The sequence below is a fragment of the Flagellimonas rhodophyticola genome, assembly GCF_049332665.1.
In the GTDB taxonomy this organism is placed as follows: Bacteria; Bacteroidota; Bacteroidia; order Flavobacteriales; family Flavobacteriaceae; genus Flagellimonas.
Genome location: NZ_CP186326.1, coordinates 203,551 through 218,377, shown reverse-complemented (window position 1 = coordinate 218,377; position 14,827 = coordinate 203,551). Strand labels below are relative to the sequence as shown.

The window sequence follows — 14,827 nt, the reverse complement described above, 5'->3', positions numbered from 1 at the left end:
CTATTTAATAGATTTCAAAATTTTCTTGAGTACGATTTGTACTGAATAGGTTCTATTATTAGCCTGCTCAATGACCAAGGATTGATTACCATCCAACACCGCATCTTCCACCACAACATTTCTTCTTACCGGGAGACAATGCATAAACTTAGCTTTTCCAAGCTTTTTGGTGGTCATCATCCAGTTTGAATCTTGATGTAAAACCTTGCCGTAATCTGCGTAGCAGCTCCAGTTTTTCACATACACAAAATCGGCATTTTCCATTGCCTTTTCTTGATCATGTTCAATTTTACAGTCCTTAGTGATTTCAGAATTCAATTCATATCCTTCGGGATGGGTAATCACAAATTCTGCATCTTGCAGGTGCATCATTTTCACAAATGAGTTGGCCACTGCGTGGGGCAAAGCTTTCGGATGTGGTGCCCAAGACAAAACCACTTTAGGCTTACTTTTCGAATTGTTTTCAGCCAAGGTAATAGCATCTGCCAATGCCTGCAATGGATGCGCTGTGGAGCTTTCCATGTTCACAATTGGGATAGAAGTATATTTTGCAAAACCATTTAGAACCTGCTCTGCTTCATCCTTTGCCTTATCTTTCAATTGGGCAAACGCTCTAATCGCAACAACATCGCAAAACTGGGAAACCACCTGGGCCGCCTCTTTAATATGTTCAGAGGTGCCTTTATCCATAATAGTTCCATCACCATATTCCAAAGTCCAACCTTCGTTACCAAAATTCATGACCATCACATCCATCCCCAGATTCATTGCCGCTTTTTGAGTGCTTAAACGAGTCCTGAGCGAATTGTTAAAAAACAGAAGACAAATGGTTTTGTCTTCGCCAAGCGTTTTGAATTTTTTGGGTTCCGTTTTCAAAGCTCTGGCTTCGTTCACCCATTCGGAAAGATTATCAATATCGTTTATGGAGAGGTAATGTTTCATGATATAATTTTTGTGTAGCTGATGGAATCTCCCAAGGCAGATTGGATGAAGTTCTCATTCAACCCATTTACGATCCAAGTGTCAATTCCTGCATTTTGAGCTATTGTTGCAGCTTCAATTTTGGATTGCATTCCACCGGTTCCATGTGTCGATTTTTCGTTGCCAATTTCCATTGCCAAATTTTGAAGGTCGCTTACAGTTTGAATCGTTTGTGGTTCGTTATTACCTAGCGATTCTTTTGTGTAGATTCCATTGGTATTGGTTGCAATCAATAATAAATCGGCCTCCAACAAAGCTGCTGTTAGGGCAGCTAATTTATCGTTATCCCCGAATTTGATTTCATCTGTGGCAACAGTATCATTTTCATTGATTATAGGAATGAAATTATTGGCCACCAAAACATTGATGGTGTTTTTAATATTCTGTTTTGAGTCCACATTTTCAAAATCGGAATAAGAGAGCAGACACTGTGAGGTAAGCAAGCCAAGTTCCCTAAAGTTTTCTTGAAAAATTCGCATCAAATGGGGTTGCCCAATGGCTGCCAAAGCTTGCTTTACATTGATTTCTGGACCAGAATGCTCTAGTTTTACAAATTGTCTGGCGGCCGCAATGGCTCCTGAGCTAACAATGATGAACTCGTATTCATCTGAAAGCTGTGCTATTTGCCTTCCGATATCCTCAACCTTTCCTCTGGAAATGTGATTGGTCTCCTTTGTCAAGGTGTTTGAACCGATTTTAAGTAATATTCGTTTCTTTTTCATCTTATCTGGTTTGACCATTTCCGGTTACATACCACTTGTTGCTTACCAAATGTTGAAGGCCGATAGGACCTCTTTGGTGCAATTTATCTGTGCTTATGGCGAGTTCTCCTCCTAATCCAAACTGACCACCATCGGTAAATCGAGTGGAGGCGTTATGGTAAACTGCCGCCGAATCCACCGATTGCATAAAAGTTTCAGCTTTCTCATTATTTGCTGTAATAATGGCAGCTGAATGTCCGCCACTATACCTGTTTATTTTGGTAATGGCTTCGGTTAAATCCGTGACTTGTCCAAGCACGATTTTGTAATCCAAAAACTCCTCATACCAAATAGATTCATCATTAATCTCCTGCGTTTCTGATAGACTGGACAATGGCTTATCCGTTAAAATCTGAACCTCACTTTTTTGAAGTTTTTGAGTCAATTGGGTCAAAAACTCCTGTTTTCGTGGTAAATCTGCAGCAACAAGAACCTTATCTAAGGCATTGCATGCAGAAATTTTGGTTGTCTTTGCATTTAGAATAACATCCAATGCTATTTCAAGGTCAGCCTCCGAATCCACAAATAAAAAGTTGTTTCCTCGCCCACTGACAATTACGGGGCAGGTAGCATGTTGTTTCACAAAAGCAATCAATTTTTCCCCACCTCTAGGAACAATCAAATCAATTTTTTGGGAAGGATGCTCTAAAAAGTTTTGCGTTTGGGCACGGTCAAATTCCAAATAGGCAACCCAATCGGTTGAACAATCATGCTGTTCGAGTGCTTTGTGCCACAATTGCACCAAAATCAAATTACTATTGAGTGATTCTTTTCCTCCTTTTAAAAGGATTTTGTTTCCGGATTTAAATGCGATTCCGGCTGCTTCAATGGTCACATCCGGTCTAGATTCATATATGATTAGAATAGTGCCGAAAGGAGCGGTTTTGTTACTGATATGGATGCCATTTTCATGTGTAAATTGAAAACGTTCGACCCCCAATGGATCCTGCTGAGAAGCTAGTTGCTGAAGTGATAAAACCATTCCGCTAATTTTGGCGGCATCCACTTTTAATCGATCTCGCATCGCGATATCTTCACCCGAATAACCTTCCAAATCCTTTTTATTGGCTCCCAGAATTTTGGATTGTTCCAACTTCACCAATTCCGACATGGTAGTTAAAACAGCATTTCGTTTTTCTATAGATAATATCAAACTCATTGTAATTCTGCTTTTAATGCTTCAAAAAATAGGTCGATATGATGTCTTGTAATGTTCAATGCGGGTAGAATTCGAAGCACATGCTTGTCTTTTGCACCTCCAGTAAATAATTTTTGATTGAAAATCAGTTTTTTACGCAGTTCTGCAACTTCAAAATCGAATTCCAGGCCTAACATTAAACCTCTTCCTTTAATTTGTTTTACTTGTGGAATTTCCACCGCTTTTTCTTTGAAATAATTTCCAATTTCATCAGCATTGAAGATCAAATTTTCCTTTTCCAGAACCTCTAAAACAGCTAAGGTTGCAGCACAAGCCAAATGATTTCCACCAAAGGTGGTGCCTAAAAGGCCATAGGATGCTTTGAAAGATTCATGAATCAAAATACCGCCTACAGGAAAACCATTGCCCATACCTTTAGCCATTGAAATAATGTCCGGTTGAATGTTGTGATGTTGAAAAGCGAAGAATTTCCCACTCCGTCCAAATCCGCATTGAATTTCATCAGCAATAAATACTATGCCTTTTTCCTTGGACTTTTCAGAAACAAACTGAATAAACTCAGTTGTCGGTTCGTCCAGACCCCCTATACCTTGAATGGTTTCTAGGATTACAGCACAATACTCGTCAGATTGAAGGGCAGTTTCAAACGCTTCGAAATCATTCAATGGCAAAAAAGTAACCTCTTGTTGAAGGTTTATGGGAGCATTTATAGATGAGTTGTCCGTTGCAGCTACCGCAGCGGAAGTCCTTCCGTGAAAACCATTTTTAAACGCAATTACTTTGGATTTTCCGGTATGGAAAGATGCTAGTTTTAATGCATTTTCGTTGGCTTCGGCTCCCGAATTGCACATGAAAAGATTATAGTCCTCACATTTCGACAATTCCCCGAGCTTTTTGGCCAGTTGCTGCTGCAATGGATTTTGAATGGAATTGCTATAAAAACCAATTTTATCCAACTGCGTTGTAAGTCGCTTCACATAATGCGGATGGGAATGTCCGATGGAAATGACGGCGTGTCCCCCATAAAAATCCAGATAGGTTGTCCCCTTATCGTCAGTAACTTCAATACCTTTTGCTGATACTGGAGTTACATCATATAGCGGATATACATCAAATAGTTTCATTGTTTTATCGGTTGTTTCAATCGCCATCACGAGATTATCCTTTTCTGATTTTGCTAATTTTTTCAAATGATGTTACAATGCCTCGAATAAGGGAGGAGCTTAAACCTTGGTGTTCCATCTCATTCAATCCTTCAATGGTGCATCCTCTTGGAGTGGTTACCCGGTCTATCTCTTCTTCCGGGTGGTTACCAGACTCAATTAACAAGCTTGCAGCTCCGTTACAGGTATGCATGGCTAATTCTTGGGCCTCTTTGGCATCAAAGCCCAATTGAATGGCTCCTTGAGTCGTGGCGCGAATCAAACGCATCCAAAATGCAATACCACTGGCGCAAATGACAGTTGCGGCTTGCATTTGTTCCTCGGGAATTTCCAAGGTATGTCCCATTCTATTAAAGATGGCCTTTGCCAGGTCTATTCGTTTTTTACCTAGCTCATTGCTGCAAATACAAGTCATGGAATTCCCAACGGAAATGGCGGTATTGGGCATACTTCTAATGATATGCTTATCAGCCCCAATAATCTCCTCAATTTTCAAAATGCTAAAACCGGTGATGGTGCTTATAATTACATGATTTTCGGTAAGCAGGTCTTTCACTTCCGCTAGAATGGAACCAAAATGCCCAGGCTGAACAGCAAAAATCAACGTATCTGAATTTTGAATGGCTTCTTTGTTATCCGATGTGACGGTTACATTGCCGTACTTTTCGAAATCCTTGATTTCTGTGGTATTTCTTTTGGTGAGGTACATGGTAGTGGCTCCATTGCTATGTAAAACTCCTTTTGCAATGGACAATCCCAAATTTCCCGCACCTATGATGGCTATTTTCATAATTTCTTCTTTAAAATACTCCTGCTTTTAACTGTAACCCTTTGGTTTCTTCAATACCGAACATTAGGTTCATATTTTGAACGGCCTGGCCAGAGGCTCCTTTTAATAAATTGTCGATGGCCGATGTCACCAACAAAGTGTCTTCATGCTTATGCAAATGCACATGACATTGGTTGGTATTTACCACTTGTTTTAGATGGATGGGTTCGGGCGAAACATGTGTAAAGACGTCATCTTTGTAAAAATCTTTATACAATGCTTGGGCATCCTCGAGGTTCCCATCAAAATCAGTATAACTGGTTGCTAAAATCCCTCTTGTAAAATTTCCCCTATTGGGTAAGAAAAACAGTTTTCCAGTGCTGTTTCCAAAGGAATCCAAGCTTTCCCCAATTTCTCCCAAGTGTTGATGGGAGAAAGGTTTGTACCAGGAAACATTGTTATTTCTCCAACTGAAGTGGGAAGTCGATGAAAGTCCAACCCCTGCACCTGTACTCCCGGTTACGGCATTGACATGCACTTGATTTTGCAACAAACCTGCTTTTGCCAAGGGAAGCAATCCCAATTGAACGGTGGTGGCAAAACACCCTGGGTTTGCAATATTCTCAGCCTTTTCGATACTTTCTTTATGCAATTCTGGGAGACCATAAACAAATTCCTTTCCTTGAAAAGAGGCATCGGCTTTTAGCCTAAACTCATTGCTAAGATCCACAATCTTGGTAGCAGAACTAAAAGTGTTTTCCTTCAAAAACATGGATGAGTTACCGTGGCCCAAGCATAGAAACACCACATCAACATTTGGATTTACCTCGCCAGTAAATTCTAGATGGGTCACACCTAATAAATCGGGATGCGCCGAAGTTATCGGTTTTCCAGCTCTGGTAGTGCTAAAAACAAAATCGATTTCTACATCGGGATGGTTAAGGAGCAATCGAATAAGTTCGCCCCCTGTATAACCGGATCCACCTATGATACCTGCTTTAATCATGATGTTGGTTTACATGGTTTGCAATTTTTCCTGGGTTGGAAAGAATTTTGATAAACCCTTTGGCATCATCTGCAGTCCAACCTTTGTTCATTTCACCATAGCTTCCGAAAGAAGCATTCATTAAATCATGTGGCGAGGAAATACCGTCCAACTCAAATCGATAGGGGTGGAGGGTTACAAACACATCCCCGGAAACGTTCTTTTGCGTATCAGCCAAGAAAGCTTCAATATTTCGCATTACTTCATCCAAATAATTTCCTTCATGAAGTAGCATTCCATAAAAATTGGCCAGTTGCTCTTTTTGGTACTGCTGCCATTTGCTCAATGTGTGCTTTTCCAATAAATGGTGTGCTTTTATAATAATCAGAGGAGCAGCAGCTTCAAAACCAACTCTTCCTTTAATGCCAATTATGGTATCGCCTACATGAATGTCCCTGCCGATGGCATATTTAGAGGCTATTTCGGATAGCTTTTCAATGTTTTCAATTGGACTTGCATTTTCTCCGTCAACGGCGACCAACTCACCATTCTTAAAGGTCAACTTGAGTTGTTTGGAGCTTTGTTTTTCCAATTGACTTGGATAAGCTGTTTCAGGAAGGGATAAATGGGAAGTCAAAGTTTCATCTCCACCTACAGATGTACCCCATAATCCTCGATTGATGGAATATTTTGCTTTTTCCCAGGGATAATCGACTCCATTTTGCTTGAGATATTCAATTTCAGCCTCTCTGGACAATTTATTGTCCCTGATTGGAGTAATAATCCCTATTTCTGGAGCAATGGTTTGAAAAATCATATCAAATCGTACCTGGTCATTTCCGGCTCCCGTACTACCATGGGCAATGTATTTTGCTCCTATTTTTTTAGCATGATTTACAATTTCCACGGCCTGAACAATTCGTTCGGCACTTACAGAAAGAGGATAAGTGTTATTTCTAAGTACGTTTCCGAAGATGAGGTATTTGACCACTTTTTCATAGAAGTTGGAAACGGCATCAATAGAAGTATATGAGGTAGCTCCCAATTCCAGCGCTTTTTGCTCAATATCTTGGATTTCGGACGGTGTAAATCCACCAGTATTTACACTTACTGCATGCACTTCGAAGCCTTCTTCTTTTGATAGGGACTTTGCGCAATACGAAGTATCCAATCCACCACTATAGGCCAGTACTAATTTTTTCATTTCGTTTTCTTTTTTAGGAAAAGGGTTTCCTTAATGCTTTTTAATCGGGTAAAAGCTTTTCCGTTTATTTTTTTTGATTCTGGTTTTTTGCTATCGGGGTCGTACAACATTCCTGTGCACAAACACATGTTTCTTTCGGTTCGCGTCAAGATGTCAAAGTTTTTGCAGGTCTGACATCCTTTCCAAAACTCAGGGTCATCCGTTAGTTCAGAGAAGGTGACAGGCTTGTAACCAAGCTCATAATTCATCTTCATTACTGCCAAACCTGTTGTGATTCCAAATATTTTGGCATCCGGAAATTTCTCTCGGGATAATTCGAAAATGGATTTCTTTATTTTTTTGGCAAGTCCTTGATTTCTGTAATTAGGATGGACAATTAGACCAGAGTTGGCCACAAAATTCTTATTTCCCCAAACTTCAATATAACAGAAGCCTGCAAAGTTCTCCCCATCCAAGGCGATTACTGCATTGCCGTTTTGCAATCGTTTTCTGATATATTCTGGAGTACGCTGGGCAATACCAGTTCCTCGAACTTTTGCAGATTCGGTTATGGTGTCGCTGATTGCCTGAGCGTATTTAAAATGTGATTCGTTAGCAACTAAAATTTCCATTGCTATTGGATTAATGACTAAAAAATGAAATTGATTTTGTGGATTTTGCGGAAATGGACTCACCTATTTCCATAGTCTGATATGCACCCTTACGGGCGACGACGACGAGCGAATGGACGTACTGGAGCAGGGATGCTCAAAGCGGTTAATATGTATTCTTGTCCTTTCATTATGGGGTTAAAAGTACAAATTAATTCCAATGAACCTAGTTTGGCCCCTATTTTTTAAAGAAATCTAACTTTTTTCCTTCTTTAGTCGCTATTTCATAAATCAAAAAGCTGATAACCGTGATATACTCAATGGTCAACAACCAAAAATTCTCATCATAATCTGAATTGGAATAGGCCCAATAGCTTAGTACAACCAAGAAAGACCAGAGGATGGCATAACGATATTCGGTAAAAATGCCCAATACCAAAAGAAATATTACGTACCACGGATGTACCGTACTGGATAGGAAGTAATATAGGGTAAGGACCATAAGCATTGAGGTAATCAATGTGCCCAGATTTTGGTTCTTTCTTAGGAAAGCAATCAAAACGGTTGCTATTATCACGATTATGGCCATCCATTTGCCATAATCTTTGACCAAAATCCAAGCTTTGGCGTCAAAGAATTCTATCCCTATATGTTTTACCAGATTATAAATACCCGCATTAAATTCAAAATTGGAAAACCAAAGACCAACGGTCTCGGAATAATTGTCAATGAATGAAGGGGAGTAAAAAGGAAGTAAAAGAAGTACGCAAGAAACACCAACGGCTATGTAGAAAAAGATACTTTTCTTGAATCCGAAGTACTTGACAAATAAAGGCAAGAAAACTATTGGTACCAACTTAACCATAATGGACATTGCATAAATTGGTGCTGCCGCCATCCATTTTTTATCAGCAATCAAATAGATGGACCAAACAAAGAAAAATAGCATCACGCCTTCAAAATGGAGATTCCCGGTCAATTCAATGATGACCAATGGGTTCAGGAAATACCAAAAAGACATGTGATTGGACTTGTTCAGTTTTTGCAGCAGTTTTCTTCCGAAATATAGAATTCCCAAATCGGCCAAGATAATGGTCAACCGCATTACGATAACCGAGCCCAAAACACTTCCTCCCCCTAAAAATGTGGCAATGGTGAATATGATTTGATTGAGTGGGGGGTAGTTGCTAAAATGTCTTGCACTCAAACTTCCCATACCATCATATAATTCTTTGGCATTCAAAATCGCTAGATTGGATTGCGCAATCAAATCGTTCGGAACATTCAAATAGGGGTTGATGCCATTTTTTATCAACTCCCCATCCCAGATAAAGCGATAAAAATCTTGAGAAAGATTCGGCTCGGCCAGCAAAAACACTAATCGAAATAGAATACCTGATATCAACAGAAACTTAAAGTTCCATTTTTGGAATTGTATCAGTTTATAATGGAGGAAAAACAATGCGATGAAAAGACCCAATAATTTTGGAAAGTCTTCCCGGTTTAAATCGTAAGCAAAGCTTAGGTAAAACAATATACTGCCCAATGATAGGAGCAACGAGATTTTATGAAGTTTCCAAAATTTGATGATTTTTCCAAGCATTGCCAACCAGGATTTCTTAGGTCAGCAAAATGTATAAAATTATATTGGAATGTAGATCATACCCTGCCATGTATTACCGCAAAATCGTATTGCTTCCATGGCAGGATATACTTAAACCTATTTAGTGGCAATTAAAATTTCTGCCTCTCCGTTTGTAGGATCAATGGCTTTTTCACCATAGATTTCAATATCGGTAGTATAGGTCCTGTTCAAATTTGTGTTCCATATGTCCATCCAAGTGCTGATTACCGCATCTTTGGTAAGGTCGCCTTTGGCGATGAACTTAGTGTAGTTGGATTCGGGAATCATTTTGACGGTCATATCTTCGGGAATATTATCAAGTTTTGACACGTTACAGCCGATGACTATGGTGTAGGGTTTGGTATGGTCCCCTTCGTAATCCGTATAGATGGCATAAAGTGTCTGATCCACCTTGTTAGGGATTCGGTTAAGTGTATTTTCGGCAATAAATTTTTCCCACAGTTTAGGAATATCTTGATCTGCCTTTCCGGGATCATTAGATGTTCTTGCGGCTAATCCAACGATGTTTAATGCGTTTTTTTTTGTGCTTGTCATGATGATAAATTTTAAGATTTGCACAAAAATATTCCAGGCATATGACAAGGGTATGTCAAGGGTATTTTGAATAAATCAATTTACAGATACATCCATTGATTTAATCTGGATTTTTACTTAAAATTTCCCGAACTTCACTTATCGGTCGATATAGCTTATACGTTTGCAGTAGTTAATTAGTATTACACATAGACTTAAAAAAGGTAATTAAGGCGAAAGAGGAATTCAATTATGAAGATGTCAAAATCAAACTATTCGGTTATGTATTATTTACTATTTATGATATTTTTTTTGATTTCAACTTCCATTGAACTATCTGGACAGACTGTAACCAAGAAAACTACAGATCAGATTGCCCAAGAGATGGTATCCAAGATACAAACAGACATAGATTCCAATTTTGTGTATGATTATGAACATTCGAAGTTCGTTCCTCCAGATGGTAAAACATTGTTGATAATGGGGCAAACAGTTGAAAGAATTACCGAATATATGGAACACTTTCAGGATCAACCAATCCCAGGTGGTTGGTCCGCTTATTGGGGAATTCCTGAATTTAAGGGGGTTACAAGTATCCATAAAAATGAAAGCGGCGATTCTCAAAACCACCAAATGTTGATTGATAATTTTCCCAATACAGTTGTTCATAGTGCTATGTGGATGGTGGGAAAAGGGAACGTTGCGAAATATGCGGGCAATGGAGAATACGATCGTGTTATTAAGAAATATAGTGCGTGGGCTAAATCGGTAAATAGACCTATCTATTTGAGAATTGGTTACGAATTTGATGGTCCTCATAACGAACTTGAACCTGAGGAATTTGTTAAAGCATATAGACATATCGTTGATCTTATACGTAAAAAAGGAGTGAACAATATCGCATTCGTGTGGCATTCATATGCATCTAAACCCTTTAAAGACTATCCACTGTCTGCCTGGTATCCAGGGGATGATTATGTGGATTGGGTAGCTATTTCTGTCTTTGGACATGCTTACAATGGTACAGACTTTGGTCCTTATTCTGATGATGTGCTGAAATTTGCCAAACAACACAAGAAACCGGTAATGATTGCTGAATCGAACCCAATCAACGGTATCGACAACAAAAGTGTTGAAGTGTGGGGTCAATGGTTTGTCAACTTCTTTACATTCATCTACCAAAAAAATATCAAAGCCATTAGTTTTATAAATGAAGATTGGCCCAGAACAAGAATTCCTGGAATTTCAGCATGGAAAGACAGTCGTCTCTACAATAACGAACAGGTTTCTCGGGCCTGGTTTGAAGAGACCAATAAAAATCGCTATTTAAAGCAATCAACTGAACTTTTTAAGCAATTGGGGTATATCTCACTAGATAAATAATTCTTACGGGGTAGCCATCAAAAAAACACCCGATTATTTATCATCAGAATGGGAAGAACCTTGCTCATATTTGTCAAAAGACTTGTAATATTCTTCCAGAGTCATATTATGGGATTCAAATTGCTCGTAGGTATTGGTGATTTTTTGAATATGGTCAATCCGAAACATTCGAAAGGCCTCCCGAAGTCTACAATAGGCAATGAGCAACCATTTTTCTTCCGTGCTGTACAAAGCAAAGGGCTCTATGTTCCGATTCGTGAATTTTTGACCTAGAGATAGGTAATCAATATTCAAAACCTGAAAATTTGTCAAGGCCGATTGGAGCCTCATTAAATAATTGCTTGTTCTTTGATTTAAATAATTATCGGTAAAATAGATGCGTTCCGTAAGCAGACTCGCTTTATCTTTTTGGGAGCCTTTTAACAGCGCCTTTATTTTTAGAATTGCTTCGGAATAATGTTGCACCAAAGAGGCATCTTTGTTTTTTAGAATCAATTGTTCAGCGGTTATCAGTGCATTTGCTTCATCCTCGGTAAACATGACAGGTGGTAATTGGTAGCCCTCCATCATGGAGTATCCTTTTCCTTCTTCGGTAATGATGGGGACCCCAGATTTTTCCAATGTCCGAATATCTCTGTATATGGTTCTAACGCTGACATTATGTTTTTCCGCAAGTGTTGTCGCCGTAACAATCCTGGAAGATTGTAATTGGGTCAGAATAGCCGTAAGTCGCGAAAGTCTCGGTTTTTCTTCCATACCATTATCACTGCTTTCTATACAATTGAAAATAGCCCCAAGCGGCTATACCCCCTATAAAAGAGAATACGGCCAACATCCAAAATACATGCTGATGTCCTGCTGCTCCCGGAGAACTCTCTAATAGATAGCCCATTGCGGGTCCGGCAAAAATATCTGGCGTATACCCCACTAGCGAAATAAGGCCGACTGCAGTTCCAGTAAGCACTAATGGAATTTTTCCATCTTTCATCACAGCAAAATATAGGGAGCGTGCCGCATATACTCCCGCCGCCACAGTAAAGATTGAAATAAAAAACAAGACCGTTGCAGAATTTGAAACTATGCCAGTGGCAAACAACAATGCCCCGAAAAACGAGACCACAAAGCTGATGACTAGCCAAAAGGTAGTTTGTGAACGGTCAGCCAATACGCCGATGACCACCCCAATTACGGGGCGTACAAATAATAAAAAGGTGCCTACCGTGGCCGATTGAACTTGGTCATATCGCATTACATCTTGGGCGAACAACGAAAACACATCGGTGATTTTATATCCGACATAGGCGCATAGGATGATAATCATCAATAACCAAACAGAAGGTAAACGGGATACCTCTTGTATTTGTGATATGGTGATTTTTTCAAGAATGATTTCTTTTTCTGATTGTCGATCCATTTTCATGAAAAGCCAAACCAATAGTCCAACAAAAGAAACGATACCTGAAGAAACTAAAATAACTTGTTTAAAGGCTACTTTGATTTCTACATCCGAGGCTACAGATACTTCAGAAGTTATAAAAAAGGAAAAAATGAGCACACCCATTGCTCCAAAAAGAGCGCCTACCAGCCCACGTCCTCCGTCCAAGAAACCAAATGCTTTGCCTTGTGAACTATTGCCACCCCATACCCGAGTTGCCTTGATCATTGGTGCCCAGAACAAGAAAATAGTGGTAAAACCCCAATATCCATACAGTATTTTTAGGGTATTGTAACTGGGAAAAGTTGCATAAACCAAGCCCCCTAAAGCGGTCATCCATAGGGCTACAGCAATTAATTTTCGTGGCGGGAATTTATCGGCCAATGGACCTCCAACCAGATAAGACAGTAAAGCTACGATGCCATAAACCGAGAAACATAAGCCCAATTGAACATTATCCAAAGCAAAAACCTCAAGTACGGTAGGTCGAAAGACTCTGGCAAGTACAAATGGAAGAATAAATACCGATTCTCCTGCTAAAATAAGGAGCAGGAGGAAATACCAAGGAGCCTTTTTTTGATTCATATAGTTTAGAAGACCGGATTTTAAATCCTAGAACATAAATATAACTATATAAATACAGGTAATTTGATTTTTAAATTGAAGAACGGTTTGTTATTACATATCAAATAAGCAAACAGAAGCATTGTTTACCAACAAGTAAGGAAAAGGATACTTTAAGGAGTAAATGGGTTTACGCCTTGGCCGTCAACGATTTAAAGAATACGAATCCAAAACCTAAGAACAACATCAAATGGAAGGGGAAAAGTCCAAAATCATTCAAAGGAATGGCACTGTACATGCCAAATAGGAAATAAATCATCAAGGCAAATTCAATCACCATATTTGGTGAAAGCTTTTTTGTCAGGTATTTATTTCCTTTCCAGGAATCTTTAAGACTGTTTATGTTGAATTTTGGTGTTCGCACAAATTCACTGCGCTTGCCCATATGACCTTCCAATACAGCAATAGAGTTGTGCAATGAAAATCCAAGAGCTACGGAGAAAAAGGTGAAAAACAGCTTTATATAGTCAACGAAGTTATCGAAACTACTGCCCTGGATACTTTTATAGGTAAACCAATAACAAATAAACAGGATAATAGTACTGATGATAAAGAAGCTGGTTACCTGAAAAACCCATCCCAAGTGACCATAAGTATTTTTAATATAGAGCATTGGAATACTCAAAAGAGCTACAATAAACACACATAGGAACATGGAACTGTTCAACAGGTGCATTACCCCATGAAACTTGGTCTTAAATGGAATATTCTTAGCACTAATAACGCTCAATACCGTTTTTCTGAAGTTCTCTGCCCCGCCTTTATTCCAACGGAATTGCTGCGAGCGTGCTGCGCTGATTACAACAGGAAGCTCTGCAGGTGTCTCCACATCTTCCAAATACTTGAACTTCCAATTTTTCAATTGTGCTCTGTAACTCAAATCCAAATCTTCGGTAAGTGTATCTCCTTCCCAGTTACCGGCGTCAAGGATGCAATCTTTTCTCCAGATACCTGCCGTACCGTTAAAGTTGATAAAATGACCTTTGGAATTCCTGCCCACTTGTTCCAATGTAAAGTGCGCATCCAAGGCAAAAGCTTGAATTTTAGTAAGTGTGGAATAATCTCTATTGATATGTCCCCATCTTGTTTGAACCACACCAATTTCTTCATCCTTAAAGTAGGGAACGGTCTTTTTTAACCAATCACTTTCTGGAAGGAAGTCAGCATCAAAAATGGCAATAAAATCTCCCTTGGCAATCTCTAAGCCTTCTTTTAAGGCTCCAGCCTTAAAGCCTTGGCGATTTTCTCTCCTTATATGGGTGATGTCAAGACCAGTATCTTGTAGTTCCTTTATTCTTGCTGCAGTATCAATTACAGTATCATCTGTGGAATCATCTAGAACCTGTATTTCCAGTTTACTTTTAGGGTATTCTATTTTGGCAATGTTTTCCAAAAGGCGCTCCATAACGTACTCCTCGTTGTAGATAGGAAGTTGTATGGTGACAAAAGGTATTTCTTTGGGGTCTAACAGGTTAAACTTTGGGGCTTCTTCGTTTTGTCTTTTGTTGCCCAAATAATTCACCAAAAGGTTCAATTGTGCTAGGCTATAGAAGAAAATCAAAATTAAGGCCGTACTATAAATAGCGATAATGAAAATAGCGATAGTTAGTCCCAT

General features: G+C 39.2%; 14 protein-coding genes. 1 reads left to right on the top strand and 13 read right to left on the bottom strand.

The annotated features are described in order from the left end of the window. The 10 genes from ACOKFG_RS00960 to ACOKFG_RS00915 all read right to left on the bottom strand — a co-directional run bounded on the left by ACOKFG_RS00960 (position 1) and on the right by ACOKFG_RS00915 (position 9,791). A complete protein-coding gene (locus ACOKFG_RS00960) occupies positions 1-942 on the bottom strand; it encodes an acetylornithine carbamoyltransferase (protein ID WP_299487542.1) in 942 nt (313 codons plus the stop codon). After that, a complete protein-coding gene (gene proB, locus ACOKFG_RS00955) occupies positions 939-1,703 on the bottom strand; it encodes a glutamate 5-kinase (protein WP_299487544.1) in 765 nt (254 codons plus the stop codon). The genes ACOKFG_RS00960 and proB overlap by 4 nt, the downstream gene beginning before the upstream one ends. 1 nt (position 1,704) lies before the next feature. Further along, complete coding sequence (locus ACOKFG_RS00950; protein WP_299487546.1) at positions 1,705-2,901, bottom strand: glutamate-5-semialdehyde dehydrogenase; 1,197 nt, start codon at positions 2,899-2,901, stop codon at positions 1,705-1,707. Next, positions 2,898-4,025, bottom strand: a complete 1,128-nt coding sequence (locus tag ACOKFG_RS00945; RefSeq protein WP_299487548.1) for an aminotransferase class III-fold pyridoxal phosphate-dependent enzyme — start codon at positions 4,023-4,025, stop codon at positions 2,898-2,900. Before ACOKFG_RS00945 ends, ACOKFG_RS00950 begins: the two co-directional genes overlap by 4 nt. Before the next feature lie 34 nt (positions 4,026-4,059). Continuing rightward, positions 4,060-4,854, bottom strand: coding sequence for a pyrroline-5-carboxylate reductase (gene proC, locus ACOKFG_RS00940; RefSeq protein ID WP_299487551.1), 795 nt, complete (start codon positions 4,852-4,854; stop codon positions 4,060-4,062). Positions 4,855-4,864: 10 nt separating this feature from the next. Beyond that, on the bottom strand, positions 4,865-5,839 hold the full coding sequence (gene argC / locus ACOKFG_RS00935) for an N-acetyl-gamma-glutamyl-phosphate reductase (protein WP_299487554.1): 975 nt from the start codon (positions 5,837-5,839) through the stop codon (positions 4,865-4,867). Then, positions 5,832-7,022, bottom strand: a complete 1,191-nt coding sequence (locus ACOKFG_RS00930) for an argininosuccinate synthase domain-containing protein (protein WP_299487556.1) — start codon at positions 7,020-7,022, stop codon at positions 5,832-5,834. Before ACOKFG_RS00930 ends, argC begins: the two co-directional genes overlap by 8 nt. Continuing rightward, positions 7,019-7,633, bottom strand: a complete 615-nt coding sequence (locus ACOKFG_RS00925; RefSeq protein ID WP_298792018.1) for a GNAT family N-acetyltransferase — start codon at positions 7,631-7,633, stop codon at positions 7,019-7,021. Before ACOKFG_RS00925 ends, ACOKFG_RS00930 begins: the two co-directional genes overlap by 4 nt. A 217-nt stretch (positions 7,634-7,850) precedes the next feature. Continuing rightward, entirely contained in the window at positions 7,851-9,215 is a 1,365-nt protein-coding gene (locus ACOKFG_RS00920) for a mannosyltransferase (protein WP_299487558.1), read from the bottom strand. Between the two features lie 117 nt (positions 9,216-9,332). Then, positions 9,333-9,791 carry a GyrI-like domain-containing protein gene (locus tag ACOKFG_RS00915; protein ID WP_299487560.1) on the bottom strand — a complete coding sequence of 153 codons (459 nt, stop codon included), beginning with the start codon at positions 9,789-9,791 and terminating at the stop codon, positions 9,333-9,335. A gap of 261 nt (positions 9,792-10,052) precedes the next feature. Between ACOKFG_RS00915 and ACOKFG_RS00910 the strand changes: the two genes are divergently transcribed. Continuing rightward, positions 10,053-11,153, top strand: coding sequence for a glycosyl hydrolase (locus tag ACOKFG_RS00910; RefSeq protein WP_298792012.1), 1,101 nt, complete (start codon positions 10,053-10,055; stop codon positions 11,151-11,153). A 33-nt stretch (positions 11,154-11,186) separates the two neighbouring features. On the opposite strand, the gene ACOKFG_RS00905 is transcribed toward ACOKFG_RS00910, so the two are convergent. The 3 genes from ACOKFG_RS00905 to ACOKFG_RS00895 form a co-directional block, all read right to left on the bottom strand. After that, positions 11,187-11,909, bottom strand: a complete 723-nt coding sequence (locus ACOKFG_RS00905; RefSeq protein ID WP_299487565.1) for a helix-turn-helix transcriptional regulator — start codon at positions 11,907-11,909, stop codon at positions 11,187-11,189. Positions 11,910-11,916: 7 nt separating this feature from the next. Further along, positions 11,917-13,173, bottom strand: a complete 1,257-nt coding sequence (locus ACOKFG_RS00900) for an MFS transporter (protein ID WP_422861694.1) — start codon at positions 13,171-13,173, stop codon at positions 11,917-11,919. A gap of 169 nt (positions 13,174-13,342) precedes the next feature. Further along, positions 13,343-14,827, bottom strand: coding sequence for a cellulose synthase family protein (locus ACOKFG_RS00895; RefSeq protein WP_299170428.1), 1,485 nt, complete (start codon positions 14,825-14,827; stop codon positions 13,343-13,345).